Below are 15,351 nucleotides of genomic sequence, written 5' to 3'. Positions count from 1 at the left end.
CGACAAGCGGGGCGACCACCCCAAACGCGCTCATCCCCGCGAAGGCGGGGATGAGCGGAGCGCATACGACCATCTGCCGCGGCGCGGCAGGCGCGCCGTGGTTCGCAATTCGCACCAAGTCCACTAGGCTGGCGCCCCTTCAGGGGCGGCGCCATGACCGAGATCACGAACGAGCAGAAGGAACTGGAGGAGCTGGCCGCGGCCGAGCCCGTGCCGACGCGGCGCGTGGTGTCGCCGGCGCTTGAGGAGGTGCTCTACAGGCCCTTCCCCGTCCTCGACCATGGCTTCGTCCGCGTCGTCGACTACATGGGCGACGACAGCGCAGTGGTGCAGGCGGCGCGGGTGTCCTATGGCCGGGGTACAAGGCGGGCGCGGGAAGATGCGGCGCTGATCGGCTACCTGATGCGCCATCGCCACTCGACCCCGTTCGAGATGTGCGAGATCAAGTACCATGTGAAGCTGCCGATCTTCGTGGCGCGCCAGTGGATCCGCCACCGCACCGCCAACGTGAACGAGATCAGCGCCCGCTATTCGATCCTGGATCGCGAATTCTACCTGCCCGCGCCCGGCGACATCGCGGCGCAGTCCAGCGTCAACCGCCAGGGCCGCGGCACGCAATTGTCGGCGGACGAGGCGGCCCAGGTCCTGGACCTGCTGCGCGAGGATGCGGAGCGGGCCTATCGCACGTACAGCCACCTGCTGAACGAGGGTGAGGACGCGGACCCCCAGCGGCCCGGCCTGGCGCGCGAGCTGGCGCGCATGAACCTCAGCCTCAACTACTACACCCAGTGGTACTGGAAGACCGACCTCCACAACCTTCTGCACTTCCTGTCGGTGCGCGCGGATGCCCATGCCCAGGCCGAGATCCGCGTGTATGCCGAGGTGATGCTGGACACGGTGAAGCGCTGGGTGCCCGCCACCTATGACGCCTTCACCCAGTACCGGCTGGGTGCGGTCACCCTGTCGGCGCGGGCGCTGGACGTCGTGCGCCGGCGCCTGAAGGGCGAGACCGTGAGCCAGGAGACGAGCGGCTTGGGCCCCCGGGAATGGCGCGAACTGGTCGAAACGCTGGGCCTGGAGGCCTGAGCTGATGCGGCAGATCCTGATCCTGCGCCATGCCAAGTCGTCCTGGGCGACCGATGGCCTGGACGATCACGACCGGCCGCTTAACGCGCGGGGCGAAACCGCGGCCGTGCTGATGGCGCGAGAGATCGCGCGCCTGGGCCTGGTGCCGGACCAGGTCCTGTGCTCGACCGCGCTGCGCACGCGCCAGACGCTGGCCGCGATCCGCTCGGTCCTGGACCCGCGCATCGCCGTGTCGGTCGAGCCGGAGCTCTACCTGGCAACGGCCGCGACCCTGGTGGCGCGGCTGAAGGCGCTGCCCGACAGCGTGCGCGCGCCGCTGCTGATCGGGCACAATCCAGGCCTGCACGAACTGGCCTTCAGCCTCAGCGGCACCGGCGATGCGGAGCTGCGCCACCAGTTGGCGGGCAAGTTCCCGACCGCCGCCCTGGCGGTCGTCGAGCTGGCCGATGCGCCGTGGCGGACCCTGGCCGTGCAGTCCGGCACGCTGGCCCAGTTCCGCACGCCCCGCGGCCTGGGCGACTGAGGACGCGCCCTACCGGCAGCGGCGGCAGTAGAGGTACTTCAGGACCTGGTACGCCTTTGTCGCGGGGTCCACCGCGGCAACGCCGCTCTGCACATCCTGCCAGGTCAAGCCATCGTCCAGCGGCGGAGCGTCGGGCTGCTGCGCCGGCATCTCCTTCATGCTCGGTCGCGGGCCCCCCGCGTCCGCGGTCACGCCCCCCAGGGCGTCGCAGGTCTGGCGCTCCAGCATCACGACCGCACCATCCGGCGCGGTGCAGCGGACGCGCCCTGCGCTTGCCTGGTCGGTGGCATCGGGTCCCGCCAGGTCGGCGCTGAGGTAGTCCACGCCCCCCAGACGGACAGCGACGTCCAACGCCTCGACCCGCGCCGCCATGCCCCGGCCCAGGCACAGGCGCGCGCGATCCAGGTCGTCCCCTGTCAGGCCCTTCAGCGTCCCCAGGCCACAGGCCTCGGTCAGGCTGTCGATCCACTGTTCCTGGCGACGCCACAGGTCGCCACGCGCGGACGCGGCGGTGATCGCCCGCAGCCCGCGATAGGAGGCGAAGAGTTCGCCCATGACGTCGAGCAGGATCGGATCGCTGCAGACGACGACGTCGAACGTGTTGCGAAGCTGGCCGCAGTCATAGCCGTAGTCGGCCAGTGCACGCCTTTGGGCATCGTCCAGGCTGCGCGCGGCCACCGGCATCGCCATCAGCAACGGGAAAAGGACAAAGGCAAGAAGGGCAATTGGCCTTGCCATGCGGTTCATCAATCGCTTGGGTATCACACAGGTCATCCTCCGCCGTGACGGTAACCGAATGATGTGGCGTCTGGTTGCGTTCATCCTGCTGGCCAGCCCGCTGCCCACCGCGGCGCTGGCGGGCGAGGCGCCCGTTGCCGTCTTCATCCTGGCCGGCCAGTCGAACATGAGCGGGCGCGGCGCCCTGGCCGACCTGCCACCGTCGATCCAGGCGGGCAGCGACGGCGTGCTGGCCTGGCGGGGTGCGGACGGCTGGACCCGCGCCGCCGAGCCGGTCGACGCGCCCAGGCCGGAGCAGGGCCCGTCGCAGGACGCGGACGCCGGCGTCGGCCCCGGCCTCAGCTTCGGGCTGGCGATCCTGGACCGCATGGGCGGCGCGCAGGTCGGGCTGGTGCCCTGTGCCCTGGGTGCCACCAGCATCGCCGACTGGGCACCCGCGGCTTCGCCCCGGTCGCTGTATGGCGCCTGCCTGGCCCAGGCACGGACCGCGCTGGCAGCCCGCCCCGGGTCACGGCTGGCCGGCCTGCTGTGGTACCAGGGCGAATGGGATGCGAGACGGGCCGAGGATGCCGCCGCCTGGGACGCCGCCTTCACGGCCCTGATCACCGCCTTCCGCGCCGACCTGGGGCAGCCCGGACTGCCCGTCGTCTATGCCCGGCTGGCGGGGCTGGACCCGTCGCTGTGCCGCCGCTTTCCGGCCTGGGACCGCGTGCGCCAGGCGCAGGCGCAGGTGCACCTGGCGGACGCCGCCCTGGTCGACCTGGACGAGGCCAGCCTGAAGGACGGCATCCACCTCGACACCAGGGGCCAGGTCATCGCCGGCATGCGCTTTGCCGACGCGATGGCGGGGCTGCTGGCGACGCCCCAGGTCAGGCCCGGGCCGGTGCCGTCGCGGGCCGTCTGCGCTGGGGGTTCAGGCGGTTCTCCAGCCGCCCCCACGCCCAGGTGAAGGCCAAGGTCAGCATCAGGTACATCACCGCCGCGACCAAGTAGATCTCCAGGTTGAACGAGCGGGAGAAGGCAAGCCGCGTCGCCCCCATCAGGTCATAGATCGTGACCAGGGCGACGATGGCGCTGGTCTTGACCATCAGGATCACCTCGTTCCCCAAAGCCGGCAACGCGATGCGATAGGCGGTGGGCAGGGTGATGCGGCGGAAGATCAGGCCCCGGGGGAAGCCCAGCGCGTTGGCGGCTTCAAGCTCGCCCGTCGGCACGCCCTGGATTCCGCCGCGCAGGATTTCGGCCTGATAGGCCGCGGTGTTGAGGGTGAAGGCGATCAGGGCGCACCACCACGCATCGCGGAAGATCCACCACAGGCCGATCGCGTCCAGCTCCTGCCGGAACTCCCCCGCGCCGTAGTAGATCAGGAACAGCTGGATCAGCGCAGGCGTGCCACGGAAATAGAAGACGAAGGCCGTGGCCGGCCAGTTGAACACCCGGATCGACGAGATGCGGGCCAGGGCTACGGGTATGGCCAGGATGCCGCCCAGGATCGTTGCGACGGCCACCAGCTTGATCGTGATCCAGATGCCATCCAGCAGGGACGGGCCATGCCGCGTCAGCAGGTCCTGGTCCAGGCCGATGAAGCCCAGGATCGCGATCAGGCCATGCCCCAAGGCGGCGAACAGCTCGCTCATGACGCGGCCGGCCGACGGATGCCACGGGCGGCGCGTGCCTCTGCCCGGGCCAGGACGATCATCGAGATGGCGGTGATCGCCAGGTAGATCAGGCTGGCGGTGGCAAAGAACAGGAAGGGCCGCTTGGTCGCCCCGACCGCGATCTGGGTCTGGCGCGTGAGTTCGTCCAGCGCGATGGCGCTGACCAGCGAGGTGTCCTTGATCAGAACCATCCAGAGGTTGCCGATGCCGGGCAGGGCATAGCGCCAGACCTGGGGCAGCATGATGCGGCGGAAGACCAGGAACGGCGGCATGCCGATGGCGCGCGCGGCCTCGATCTGGCCAGTGGGAACGGCCAGGATGGCGCCGCGGAACACCTCCGTCGCATAGGCGCCAAAGACCAGGGAGAGTGCAATGACCCCGGCCAGGAAGCCGCTGATCTCCGGTGGTCCGGCATAGCCGAAATGGCCCAGCGGCCAGATCTGCGCCATGTCGGTGATGTCCAGTGCGCGAAAGATTGCCTGGGCCCCGAACTGCAGGCCGTAATAGATCAGGAACAAGGTCAGAAGTTCCGGGATGCCCCGGATCACGGTGGTGTAGCCCTGGCCCACCCAGCGGATGGGGGCGATGCGCGACAGCTTGGCCCAGGCGCCAAGCAGCCCGAAGGCCAGGCCGAACACCACCGTCACGGCCGCCAGGCGGATGGTGAGCCACGCCCCCACCGCCAATTCGTCGCCCCAGCCATCCGGGCCGAAGCTCAACAGGTCCATGCGCCCCTTCGGCCCATCAAGTTCCCCCGAACCGATTCCGAATGCTTCCCGACCGCCCCTTCGGGATGTTGCCGAGGTGTGGCACCAGCATCCTTCGAGACGGCCTTTCAGGCCTCCTCAGGATGACGACCGTCGGGAAGCGATGGCCCACACAACGTCGTCATGCTGGGGAGCGGGTTGCAAGCCCCGCGTCTCGAAGCATCAGGCGCAACGCCTGACCAGGCGCCCTATTCCTTCAGGATGCTGAAGGGGAAGTAGGCGTCGTTGATCGTCTTGTACGTCCCATCGGCGATGATCTCGGCGAGAGCGTTGTTCAGCGCGGCCTTCAACTCGCCATCGTCCTTGCGGATGGCGATGCCGGCCCCGTCGCCGAACCACTTGGGGTCGGTCAGCGGGGTGCCGACGAACTCGTAGCCCTTGCCCGGCTCGGTCTTCTCCAGCCACTCGTACAGCATGACGCTGTCGGCCAGGACCAGGTCCAGGCGCCCGGCGGCCAGGTCGGCATTCACCTCGTCCTGGGTCGGGTACAGCTTGACCTCGGACTCCTTGTAGTTGTCCTGCAGGTAGTTGGCGTGGATGGTCGAGCTCTGCGCGCCCAGGATCTTGCCCTTCAGCGCCGCCGGGCTGATGTCGGTGATGCCCGAGCCCTTGGCCGCGATGAAGCGGGCGGGCGTGTTGTAATAGGGGTTGGTGAAGTCGACCTGCTGCTTGCGCTCCTCCGTGATCGACATGGAGGCGACGATCGCGTCGTACTTGCTGGCCAGCAGGCCGGGGATGATGCCGTCCCAGTCCTGCGCGACATAGGTGCAGGTCAGCTTGGCCTTCTCGCAGAGGGCCTTGGCGATGTCGACGTCGAAGCCCTTGAGCTCGCCCGAGGCATCCTTGAAGTTGAACGGCGGATAGGCCCCCTCGGTCGCGATCCGCACCGTCCGCGATTCCGCCTGGGCGCCAAAAGCGAACGCCACGGTGGCACACGCGGCGATCAACGCTGCAATCTTCCTCACGAGATCGTCTCCCTCTAGCGATCGGAATCAAGCGTCCCGCGCCATCGGGCATAAATCAAGCGTCAGGTGTGGATTGCCGGAACGTGGCGATAGAAATGGTAGCGCCCCGGCTGGATCCCGTCGGGCAGGTCCTGCAGGACCAGCTGCGGCACCGTCAGCTCCTGGTCGCACAGGACCAGCGCGCCATCGGCCAGCAATGGCAGCAGCGCCGGGCCCAGCCACGCGGCCAGCTCGGCATCCCAGGCGGGATCGCCACGGCCGACATCGCAATGGGCCAGGACCGCGGGCGCGCCGATCCGCGCTGCCGCGTTGGGCACCGTCTCGCGGAACTCGCCCTGGATCATGCGGTCGGCCGGGGGGATGCAGTCCTTGTAGCAGTCGATGTCGCGGTCGAAGACGAAGATGTCCCGGCCGGCGAACAGCCCGCGCATATGGTCATAGGTCCGCCCCTTGCCCAGGCCCAGCTCCAGGATCGGCCCCGGCATTCCCGCGATCCGCCGTGCGGCTTCCGCCAGGCAGTCGCGCTGGGCCGTCAGGCGGCGGATCATGGCATCAAGTCGACTCATTCAGGGTCCTTCATTGGGCGCGGCAGACACGGTCCCCTCCCGTCGCAAGCGGCGGGCGAGGGAGCAGGCTGGCTCATTCCCAGACGATGCTCACCCCTTGAAGGAGGCGAGGGCGGCGCGGGCGATGGGTTCGCCCCATTCCTGGACGAAGTGGCCGGCGTCGGCAATGCGCATCGGCTCGGGGCAATTGCGGATCTGGCTGCGCAGCGCCGTCATCGGCCCGTCGCCCAGGACGGGGTCGGCCATGCCGATGGCCATGAAGCTCTGCCCGGTCCAGCGATTGGCCCAGAAGTCGGCCGCGGCCTCTCCCTCCGCGATCCCCTCCATGCCCGGTTCGATCGCAACCAGTTCCGGAAAGCGGCGCACCCCGCCCTTGAAGGACGCATCGGGATAGGGCGCGTCATAGGCCGCGGCCTCCGCGTCGGTCAGGTGCTTCGTGCCGCGCTTCAGCAACGCCCCCACCTTCATGTCCGGCTGGGTGCGAACCCAGGCCTTCCACGCGTCGAAGCCGGGGCCCAGCGAACGGCCGACGGGAATGCCCGTGTTCATCACGATCAGGCGGCTGAAGCGCTCCGGCATGGCCGGCGGCAGCGACAGGCCCAGGATGCCGCCCCAGTCCTGGCAGACCAGGGTGATGTTCCTGAGGTCCAGCCGCTCGACAAGGCGCAGCAGCGTGTTGCGGTGGAAGGCATAGGTATAGGCGGCGTCATCCACCGGCTTGTCCGACTTGCCGAAGCCGAACAGGTCGGGCGCCACCACCCGGCCCCCCGCCTCCAGAAAGACCGGGATCATGCGCCGGTAGAGATAGGACCAGGTCGGCTGGCCATGCAGGCACAGGAAGGTATGCGGGGCATCGCGCGGCCCCTCGTCCAGATAGTGCAGGCGCAAACCCTCGAACCCGGGCAGGTCCGCGACGTGGTGCGGGGCCCAGGGATAGCCGGGCAGGTCGGCGAAACGGTCGTCCGGGGTGCGCAGGGCCTGGATCGGCATGGGCGGACCTTCCTTCTGGGATTGGGCGCCCGGCGGTCAGACCTGGCGGGCCAGCAGCTCGTTCCGGGCGCGGGACAGCTGGACGGTGGTAATGTCCAGCCGATGCGCCAGTTCGCGCATCACCGAAAGGGCCAGTTGCGGAAGCTCGGACACCAGCTTCAGGAACAGGTCCTTGCCGATCTTCAGCACGGTGACGTCCTGGATCGCGCGGACCGTTGCGGTGCGCGGGACGTCGCACAGGACCGCGATCTCTCCCACCACGTCGTTCTGCGCGAACTCCGCCACCTTGATCTCGCCCTCCGCGGTGGCGATCAGGGCATGGGCAAGGCCCGCCAGGATGACGTAGACGGCGTCGCCATGGTCGCCTGCGCGGAACAGGTCGCGGCCGGGGGCAAAGGTCAGGCGCTCGCTTGTGAACGCGATCAGCTTCAGCCGGGCAGGGTCGACGTTCTGGAACATCGGGATGCAGCGCAGCACCGCCACTTCGTCGTTCAGGCTCATCGCAATCCCTCCAGCACGCAATACCTCCAGGCCTCAGGCACCCGTCGCCAGCATCCGCCCCAGGGGCCGTTCGGCACCCGAGACCTGGTCGAATGATCCGTTGTCGACGATATGGCCGCCCGCCACAACCAGCACGCGGTCGAAATGGCGGGCATCGTCAGGGCGATGCAGGGCCCAGATCAGGCCCCGCGCCCGGCCGCCGTCGGTGCCCCTGCACTCGGCCAGCATCAGGTCCAGCAGGTGCTGCTGGCTGGCCGCGTCCAGCGCCGCGGTCGGCTCCAGCAGGATCACGATGTCGGGCCGCTTCATGATCGCCCGGGCGAGCGCCAGGCGCTGGCGCTGCGCACCCGTCAGGCGGGAGCCGCCGACACCCACCTGGTAGTTCAGGCCCAGGCCGGCGACCGCATCCTCCAGGTTCAGCTCGTGGACGACCTCGCGCACCAGGCGGCCGATCCGCTCCGGCGCATCGCCCACGCCATAGGCGACCTTGCCGAACAGGATGTTGTCCATCAGGTTGGCGGCCGGGTTGTAGGCATCCTCCTCAAAGAAGGCGATCGCCTCGCGGTAGTCGTCCGGCAGGTCGTCGGCGAAGGTCCGCCGGGCCTCCAGCAGGCGCACCATCATGCGCTCGTCGATCAGGCCCAGGCGGTGGCGCGCCGGGATCAGCTTGAAGGGGAAGCCCAGCAGCTGGGCCTCGTCCTCGGCCGTCAGCTTGCCCCGCTCGGCCCGGGCCAGCAGGTTCGGCAGGTCGGGCAGGTCGTCGGCCGAGACGAAGTTGAACTGCTGGAACATCTCGTGCTCTGGCGGCAGGCCGGAGAAGATTTCCAGCATGGTCTCCGCCACCTTGCGCCCGATCTCGATCAGGGGCGCGCGCAGGTTGGTCTTTTCCAGGACCTGCCGCATATAGGGCTGCGTCGCCAGGGCATCCAGCTCGAACGTCTTGCCGACCGGTGTTCCAAACAGGATGTTCTCGGCGATGCTGGCATTGCGGTTGTAGACCAGCCTGTCGAACGGCTCGATCAGCGGCGCCAGTTCGGGGTCGGACAGGCGCTGCCGCAGGCGGGCGCGGGCGCGCAGCACGGCGGCGGCCAGTTCCGGTGCCTTGCCCCCGTCGATCGTGCCCGACAGGCCGAAGCGATAGACGTCCTCGCCAAGGCCCACCTTGCGCAACGTGTCCAGGCCGATGCGCACCAGGTCTTCGGCCGTCTCGGCCCCGGCCTCCTCCAGGTCGATCCAGGGCGCGTCGACATCGGCGACGAAATTGCCGGACGCGACCAGTTCGCGCCGCCGCTTCTCGCGCTCGCGCCGCGCCGCCTCGTCCCCGTCGGCCGGCGCCGCCAATTGCCGGTGCTTCAGCGAATAGAACAGGTTGTCGCCCAGGCTCGCCGAGAACAGGAAGGCGTTGGGGCCGACAAAGGCCATGCGCCGCCCGGTGATCGCCTCGTGCATCTCGTGGATCGCCTGGCCGTCGACGGTGATGCGGCCGGTCGTCGGGCTGAGCAGCCGGCCGATGAGATAGACGAGGTCCTCCTTGCCGCCGCCATGCGGCCCGACAATCGCCGTCAGCTCGGCCAGCGGGACCTTGAAGCTGACGCCCTCCAGCCGCACGCTGTCATTGTCGTCGCGCAGGACCACGTTGCCGGCGACCAGTTCGCCCGTCAGGCGCGGCACCTCGGCCGGGGGGTCGACCTGCAGTTCGGCCGGCAGCAGGCCCGGCGGGTCGAACTGGCCGATCACCTGCTCGTACTTGATGCGGGCGTCTTCCTTGGTCTGGTAGAAGTCGAGCAGCTCCTTCCACGGTGCTGCCAGGTCCTTCTGCGCGGCGATGGCCGCGACCAACGCGCCAATCGACAATTCGCCGTTGATCACCAGGTAGCCGCCGATCGAATAGAAGAAGATCGGGCCCAGCTGCTGGATGAAGTTGTTGATCGACTTGATCGCGAACTTGCGATTATAGATCTCGAAGCGCACCCAGAACACGCCACCCAGGCGGTCCGAGAAATCGGCCAGTTCCAGGTTCGAGGTGTGATTGGCGCGGATTTCCTGAACGCCCTGGACCGACTCGCCCACCCGGTCGGCCAGCTTGCGCATCAGCTTGACGCGCTCCTTGCCCAGGCGGTTGACCTTCCGCTGCATCTTGGGGATCAGGTAGGCCTGGAGCGGGTAGAGCGCCACCGCCGCCGTCGCCATGATGACGTCCTGCGAGAACAGGAAGGCCAGGATGACCAGCAGCGTGCCGCCCTGGAACGCCGGCAGGGAGAAGGCATCGCCGATGAAGCCGCCCAGCGGCTCCACCTCGTTCGTGATCATCGGGATGATCTCTCCCGAGCTCATGCGCCGGAACGTCGGCAGGGGAAAGCGCAGGACCCGGCTGTACAGGTCGTAGCGCAGCCGGCGCAGCATGCGCTCGGCCGTGATCCCCTTGTAGACGTTGATCCAGTACTTGAACCGCTGGTTCACGATCACCAGCAGCAGAAGCATGAAGCAGAGCAGGAACAGGATCTCAAGCTGCCCCATGGGCACGCCGAAGATCGTATCGGGGATCGTGACGCCCCAGAACGTATGCCTGACAGCCTGGCCCGGTTCGGGGTTGATCACCTTGATGATCTGCTTTGGCATCTCGTAATAGAGCCAAAGGAACGGGAACGACAGTCCCGCCATCACGCACAGGGTGATCTGCTGGCGCAGCGAAAAGCGGATGATGTAGCGAAAGATGCTCGGTTCCACGCCGCCCTCTGCCCCGGCGCCTGCGCGCCCGGTCCCCTGCCTGCGGTGCAAAGCCTAGTACAGACAGGGGCGCCGTCCAGTGCCAATCCAGGCGCCGGCGACGCTTGACCCGCCCCCGTGATCGCGGTCGCACACCGTGGCGGGATCGTGCGCACTGTGAAACAACAGCGTGCATCCGACCGTACAGGCGCGCGCGGCAGTCCGCCCGTGGCCGCGGTCCCCTGCCGGATCGACCATGCCGCGACCTGTCCTGCTCCGCCCGCTGCTGGGCCTCCTTGCCCTTGGCCTGGCTTCCGTTCCGGCGGCGGCCGACGGCCCTGCGCCGATCGTGGCGGTGTCGCCGTCGGGCAAGGCATGCCTGATGGGCGGGATCCGGGACGGCCGCGTGCTGGACGCCGCCACCATGAAGCCGCTGCTGCAGGGGGGTGAGGCCTATCGCGTGCTCGACCTCTACAATGGTCCGGTCGCGGCGACCGGTTCGCGCGCGGTTGACGAGGACATCTGCACCGATGTCGTGGCGCTGAGCCCCGATTTCGACCAGGTCGCCTGGGTCGCGATTGGCGGCACCTGGCCCCCCGTGCCCCGCCCGGTCATGTCGCAGGACCCGGACCAGCCGGTCTATGTCCAGGCGGTGCTCGACTGGCTCAAGGCGCAAGGGATCCCCGCGGCGAGGACGACGCTGAGCCAGGTCCTGCGCCTGGACATCGAGGGCGACGGCACGGACGAGGTCCTGCTGACGGCCGAATACTACGTGCCCGGCGAGTCGGTCCTGGGCGTCACGGCCGGCGACCATGCGGTGGTCCTGATGCGCCGCATCGCCAAGGGCAAGATCGAGACGGTGCGCGTGACGGGCACGGCCCATGCGGCGACCGATCCAGATGGCCTGCGCGAGCACTACCGTGTCAGCGCCCTGGCCGATGTCGACGGCGACGGCGTGCCGGAGGCCGTCATCCACAGCCTGTACCACGAGGGAGAGGGCACGGACGCCTACCGGCTGAACGGCAGCGCGCCGGAGTTCATCATGGGTTGCGGCTGTGGGCTCTAGGGCAACGCGACGGTGCGCGCGGGGCGTGACAAGCGCCGCCGATCCTGGGCCATGATGATGATGCGGACGGGCGACCGTCCGAGCGGGGACACCTGAGCCGTGAGCATTCGCGCCCGCCTTCTGCTGCTGGTCCTGGTCACGGGCATGATCCCCGTGGCGCTGGTGGCCTTGCGCTATTACGAGGTCCGCGAATCGGCCATCGCCGCGGCGATCCGGTCGCAGCAGCGCACGGCGCAGTCCATCGCCACCGACCTTGAGGCGCGGATCCAGGGCACCGCCCAGCTGCAGTTCGGTCTGGCCCGTTCCCGCGATCTCGACAACCCGACGCGGGAGGGCTGTTCCGCCTTCCTGTCGGACGTACGGCAGCGCCAGCCGCAGTACACCGGCATCCTGACCATCGACCCCGGCGGGCAGCTGTTCTGCGATTCGCTGCACACCGGCCGGACGCTGGACCTGCGCGACCGGGCCTATTTCCAGCGCGCGCGCGACACCACGGACAAGGTCGTCCTGGAACCGGCCTTTGGCCGCCTGACCGGGATCGCGGTGCTGCAGATCGCCTATCCGGTGCGCGACGCCGCCAACGCCCTGCAATACGTGCTTTTGGCCTCTCTCAACCTGGCCCAGGTGGCGGACGCGGCCGCCGCCGGGCGGGTGCAGGGGACGGAGGTCCTGCTGCTGGACGCCAAGGGCACGGTGCTGGCCTGGACCACCTCGCGGGGCAATGACCGGCGGCCGCTTCCCTCGCCGCGCGTGGGGACGCCGATCGCGGATACCGACCTGTTCCGCTTTGCCCACGCCGGCGCCGAACCCGCCAACGGCACCAGCACCGAGCTGGTCGGCCTGGACGGGACGCGCCAGGTCTGGGTCAAGGCGGAATCGGCCCAGCTGCGCGAGGCCGGGCTGATCGCGCTGGTGGGACGCGCCCACAGCGACCTGGTCGCGGCCCCTGACAAGCGCCTGCTGGAGGATCTGCTGACCCTGGTCGGGTTCACGCTGCTGCTGCTGGGCGGCACCTGGTTCCTGGTCGAATTCGCGATCCGCCGGCCGCTGGGCCGCATCGCCGGGATGGCCGCGCGCCTGGGCGGCGGCGACCTCGGCGCGCGGCTGCCGCCCCCCTATCCCAGCGGCGAGTTGGGCAGCCTGATGGCCGTGCTCAACGAAAGCGCCGCCTCGCTGGACCGCAACCGGCGCGACATCGACGAGCTGAACCAAAAACTGCGCCAGTCGCAGCGGCTGGAGGCGATCGGCCAGATGACGGGCGGCATCGCGCATGACTTCAACAACCTGCTGACCGTGATCATCGGCTCCACCGACCTGCTGGAGGAGAGCCTGGCCAAGGATCCGTCCAATCGCGGGCTGGCGACGATGGCCCGCGATGCGGCGCTGCGCGGGGCCGAGCTGACGGGCCGGCTGCTGGCCTTTGCCCGGCGCCAGGCGCTGGATCCCCGCGCCATCGACGTGAATGCCCTGGTCGCCGCCATGGACGCGCTGCTGCGCCGGGCACTGGGCGAGCATATCGAGATCCGCACCATCCTGGAGCCTCAGCTGCGCCGGGCCCTGATCGATCCGGGGCAGCTTGAAAGCGCCATCCTGAATCTGGGCGTGAACGCGCGGGACGCGATGCCGGACGGCGGCCGCCTGACGATCGAGACCGCGAACGCCGACCTGGACGAGGATTACGCCGCCGGCCAGCCGAATCTGCTGCCCGGCAGCTATGTGATGATCGCCATCTCCGACACCGGCACGGGCATGGACCAGGCGACCCTGGCGCGGGCATTCGACCCATTCTTCACGACCAAGGAGGCGGGCAAGGGCAGCGGCCTGGGCCTCAGCATGGTGCACGGGTTCATCAACCAGTCGCGCGGCCACGTCCGCATCTATTCCGAGCCGGGCCTGGGCACGACGGTGAAGCTCTACCTGCCCTGCGCCGGGGCGGAGGATGCGCCGTCGGCAAGCCCCGGCCCGCTGGCGGAAGGCATCGTTGGCGGTAGCGAGCGCATCCTGGTCGTGGAGGACGACGAGCCCGTCCGGCAGCAGGTCGAGGGGCAGCTGCGGCGCATGGGCTATGCCGTGGTCAGTGCCGCCACCGGGGCGGAGGCGCTGCGCCTGCTGGACGACGGGCAACGCTTCGACCTGCTGTTCACCGATGTCGTGATGCCGGGCGGCCTCAACGGTCCGCAACTGGCGGAACAGGCAGTCACGCGGCAGCCCGGCCTCGCCGTGCTGTTCACCTCGGGCTATACCGAGAACGCGATCGTCCATGGCGGCCGGCTCGACCGTGGGGTTCACCTGCTCAACAAGCCCTATCGCCGGCAGGACCTGGCGGCCAAGGTCCGCGCCGTGCTGGACGAGCGACGGCCGGTGCCGCCCCGCGGCTGACACGCTGCCCCCTCGCCAAGCCTTGCTCGCATGTGCAATATGACCCCGTAGCCTTTGGGGGTCGGAGCCCATCGGGTGCGGTCGTTGGGGTTGCGGGTTGCGTGCACGACGGTGGCGCCAGGACCGGACCCCGGTCCCGTCAGGCGTCGCGGCGGCATCCTGCGGGAAGGCTATTCGGTTCGCACGCATGGCATCAGCCGATTCGGCACGAGTCCTGATCTACAGCCACGACAGCTTCGGGCTGGGCCACCTGCGGCGCTGCCGGACCATTGCCCATGCCCTGGTCGAGCGGATCAAGGGCCTGAGCGTCCTGATCCTGTCGGGTTCGCCCATCATCGGCAGTTTCGACTTCCGCGCCCGCGTCGACTTCGTCCGCGTGCCCGGGGTGATCAAGCTGCGCAATGGCGAATACACCTCGCTCAACCTGCACCTGGACATCGAGGAGACGCTGGCCTTGCGCGGCTCGATCATCCGCCACACGGCCGAGATGTTCGACCCCGACGTCTTCATCGTCGACAAGGAACCCCTGGGCCTGCGGGGCGAGGTGCACGAGACGCTGGCCATGCTGAAGAACCGCGGCAGCCGCCTGGTCCTGGGCCTGCGCGACGTGATGGACGAGCCCGCCCTGCTGGCCCCGGAATGGGAGCGCAAGAAGGTCGTGCCGGCACTGCGCGACCTTTACGACGACATCTGGATCTATGGCGTGCCGCAGATCTGCGAGCCGCTGGAGGGGCTGCCCCTGCCCAAGACCGTGCGGCGCAAGCTGCACTATACCGGCTACCTGGAGCGCCACCTGCCTGGCGGGCCGCCAACGCCCCTGCCCCCGATCACCCGCGCGCCCTACCTGCTGGTGACGACCGGCGGCGGCGGCGATGGCGAGGCCCTGGTCGATGCCGTGCTTGGCGCCTATGAGCACGCCGGCCGCGACCTGCTGCCCGCCCTGCTGGTGCTGGGCCCGTTCATGGCCCCGGATCGCCAGGCCGAGTTCATGGCCCGTGTCGCCCGCCTGCCGCAGGTCCAGGCGACCACCTTCGAGACCAATCTGGAAGTGCTGATGGCCAACGCGACCGGCGTTGTCGCCATGGGTGGCTACAATACCTTCTGCGAGGTGCTGTCGTTCAACCGCCCCGCCCTGATCGTGCCGCGCACCGTACCGCGCCTGGAGCAGGCGATCCGGGCGGAGCGCGCCGGCTCGCTGGGCCTGGTGCGGATGCTGGGCGAGGACGAGGCAGCGATCCCGGAGCGCATGGCCAAGGCCCTGCGGGCGCTGGCCTGGCAGGACCCGCCCTCTGCGCGCATGCCGGCCGGCCTGATGCAGGGGCTGGACCGTGTGCACGACCTGATCCTGCCCTGGCTGGGGCGGCAGCCGGCGCGCAGCGTCCAGACCCTCTGCGGCTGAGGCAGCC

At 69.1% G+C, this 15,351-nt stretch carries 14 protein-coding genes; 6 read left to right on the top strand and 8 right to left on the bottom strand.

All coding sequences use genetic code 11. The annotated features are described in order from the left end of the window. Positions 1 to 153: 153 nt before the first annotated feature. Positions 154 to 1,086, top strand: a complete 933-nt coding sequence (thyX, locus tag ACI6GS_RS07415) for an FAD-dependent thymidylate synthase (protein ID WP_439817149.1) — start codon at positions 154 to 156, stop codon at positions 1,084 to 1,086. 4 nt (positions 1,087 to 1,090) lie between these two features. Continuing rightward, positions 1,091 to 1,609 carry a SixA phosphatase family protein gene (locus tag ACI6GS_RS07410; RefSeq protein ID WP_439817148.1) on the top strand — a complete coding sequence of 173 codons (519 nt, stop codon included), beginning with the start codon at positions 1,091 to 1,093 and terminating at the stop codon, positions 1,607 to 1,609. 9 nt (positions 1,610 to 1,618) lie between these two features. On the opposite strand, the gene ACI6GS_RS07405 is transcribed toward ACI6GS_RS07410, so the two are convergent. Next, positions 1,619 to 2,347, bottom strand: coding sequence for a hypothetical protein (locus ACI6GS_RS07405; protein WP_439817147.1), 729 nt, complete (start codon positions 2,345 to 2,347; stop codon positions 1,619 to 1,621). 58 nt (positions 2,348 to 2,405) lie between these two features. Between ACI6GS_RS07405 and ACI6GS_RS07400 the strand changes: the two genes are divergently transcribed. Then, positions 2,406 to 3,296 (top strand): sialate O-acetylesterase, encoded by an 891-nt coding sequence (locus ACI6GS_RS07400; protein ID WP_439817146.1) that lies wholly within the window; start codon positions 2,406 to 2,408, stop codon positions 3,294 to 3,296. Here the strand turns inward: ACI6GS_RS07400 and ACI6GS_RS07395 are convergent. From ACI6GS_RS07395 to ACI6GS_RS07365, 7 genes are all read right to left on the bottom strand, one after another. After that, positions 3,217 to 3,984 (bottom strand): ABC transporter permease, encoded by a 768-nt coding sequence (locus tag ACI6GS_RS07395; protein WP_439817145.1) that lies wholly within the window; start codon positions 3,982 to 3,984, stop codon positions 3,217 to 3,219. The genes ACI6GS_RS07400 and ACI6GS_RS07395 overlap by 80 nt on opposite strands. Further along, positions 3,981 to 4,733 carry an ABC transporter permease gene (locus ACI6GS_RS07390; RefSeq protein ID WP_439817144.1) on the bottom strand — a complete coding sequence of 251 codons (753 nt, stop codon included), beginning with the start codon at positions 4,731 to 4,733 and terminating at the stop codon, positions 3,981 to 3,983. Before ACI6GS_RS07390 ends, ACI6GS_RS07395 begins: the two co-directional genes overlap by 4 nt. A 227-nt stretch (positions 4,734 to 4,960) precedes the next feature. Further along, positions 4,961 to 5,737, bottom strand: a complete 777-nt coding sequence (locus ACI6GS_RS07385) for an ABC transporter substrate-binding protein (protein ID WP_439817143.1) — start codon at positions 5,735 to 5,737, stop codon at positions 4,961 to 4,963. Positions 5,738 to 5,799: 62 nt separating this feature from the next. Beyond that, positions 5,800 to 6,303, bottom strand: a complete 504-nt coding sequence (locus ACI6GS_RS07380) for a class I SAM-dependent methyltransferase (protein WP_439817142.1) — start codon at positions 6,301 to 6,303, stop codon at positions 5,800 to 5,802. Between the two features lie 90 nt (positions 6,304 to 6,393). Next, on the bottom strand, positions 6,394 to 7,293 hold the full coding sequence (locus ACI6GS_RS07375; protein WP_439817141.1) for a haloalkane dehalogenase: 900 nt from the start codon (positions 7,291 to 7,293) through the stop codon (positions 6,394 to 6,396). A gap of 36 nt (positions 7,294 to 7,329) precedes the next feature. Beyond that, positions 7,330 to 7,794, bottom strand: a complete 465-nt coding sequence (locus ACI6GS_RS07370) for a cyclic nucleotide-binding domain-containing protein (RefSeq protein ID WP_439817140.1) — start codon at positions 7,792 to 7,794, stop codon at positions 7,330 to 7,332. 33 nt (positions 7,795 to 7,827) lie between these two features. Further along, on the bottom strand, positions 7,828 to 10,521 hold the full coding sequence (locus ACI6GS_RS07365) for an ABC transporter transmembrane domain-containing protein (protein WP_439817139.1): 2,694 nt from the start codon (positions 10,519 to 10,521) through the stop codon (positions 7,828 to 7,830). 235 nt (positions 10,522 to 10,756) lie between these two features. On the opposite strand from ACI6GS_RS07365, the gene ACI6GS_RS07360 reads away from it, so the two are divergent. The 3 genes from ACI6GS_RS07360 to ACI6GS_RS07350 all read left to right on the top strand — a co-directional run bounded on the left by ACI6GS_RS07360 (position 10,757) and on the right by ACI6GS_RS07350 (position 15,344). Continuing rightward, positions 10,757 to 11,566 (top strand): hypothetical protein, encoded by an 810-nt coding sequence (locus ACI6GS_RS07360; protein ID WP_439817138.1) that lies wholly within the window; start codon positions 10,757 to 10,759, stop codon positions 11,564 to 11,566. A gap of 99 nt (positions 11,567 to 11,665) precedes the next feature. Continuing rightward, positions 11,666 to 13,945, top strand: a complete 2,280-nt coding sequence (locus ACI6GS_RS07355; RefSeq protein WP_439817137.1) for an ATP-binding protein — start codon at positions 11,666 to 11,668, stop codon at positions 13,943 to 13,945. A 187-nt stretch (positions 13,946 to 14,132) separates the two neighbouring features. Then, entirely contained in the window at positions 14,133 to 15,344 is a 1,212-nt protein-coding gene (locus tag ACI6GS_RS07350) for a glycosyltransferase family protein (protein WP_439817136.1), read from the top strand. Positions 15,345 to 15,351 lie beyond the last annotated feature (7 nt).

Source organism: Zavarzinia sp. CC-PAN008 (assembly GCF_051903925.1).
Lineage (GTDB): Bacteria > Pseudomonadota > Alphaproteobacteria > Zavarziniales > Zavarziniaceae.
The sequence above is the reverse complement of the archived record's forward strand: the minus strand, read 5'-3'. Positions and strand labels throughout refer to the sequence as shown.

What these genes read in the sequence shown, in the direction of transcription:
- ACI6GS_RS07410 (WP_439817148.1), top strand. Translation starts at nt 1,091, where the DNA reads ATGCGGCAGATCCTGATCCTGCGCCATGCCAAGTCGTCCTGGGCGACC.
- ACI6GS_RS07395 (WP_439817145.1), bottom strand. Translation starts at nt 3,984, where the DNA reads ATGAGCGAGCTGTTCGCCGCCTTGGGGCATGGCCTGATCGCGATCCTG.
- ACI6GS_RS07400 (WP_439817146.1), top strand. Translation starts at nt 2,406, where the DNA reads ATGATGTGGCGTCTGGTTGCGTTCATCCTGCTGGCCAGCCCGCTGCCC.
- ACI6GS_RS07380 (WP_439817142.1), bottom strand. Translation starts at nt 6,303, where the DNA reads ATGAGTCGACTTGATGCCATGATCCGCCGCCTGACGGCCCAGCGCGAC.
- ACI6GS_RS07370 (WP_439817140.1), bottom strand. Translation starts at nt 7,794, where the DNA reads ATGAGCCTGAACGACGAAGTGGCGGTGCTGCGCTGCATCCCGATGTTC.
- ACI6GS_RS07360 (WP_439817138.1), top strand. Translation starts at nt 10,757, where the DNA reads ATGCCGCGACCTGTCCTGCTCCGCCCGCTGCTGGGCCTCCTTGCCCTT.
- ACI6GS_RS07390 (WP_439817144.1), bottom strand. Translation starts at nt 4,733, where the DNA reads ATGGACCTGTTGAGCTTCGGCCCGGATGGCTGGGGCGACGAATTGGCG.
- ACI6GS_RS07405 (WP_439817147.1), bottom strand. Translation starts at nt 2,347, where the DNA reads ATGGCAAGGCCAATTGCCCTTCTTGCCTTTGTCCTTTTCCCGTTGCTG.
- thyX (WP_439817149.1), top strand. Translation starts at nt 154, where the DNA reads ATGACCGAGATCACGAACGAGCAGAAGGAACTGGAGGAGCTGGCCGCG.
- ACI6GS_RS07375 (WP_439817141.1), bottom strand. Translation starts at nt 7,293, where the DNA reads ATGCCGATCCAGGCCCTGCGCACCCCGGACGACCGTTTCGCCGACCTG.
- ACI6GS_RS07350 (WP_439817136.1), top strand. Translation starts at nt 14,133, where the DNA reads ATGGCATCAGCCGATTCGGCACGAGTCCTGATCTACAGCCACGACAGC.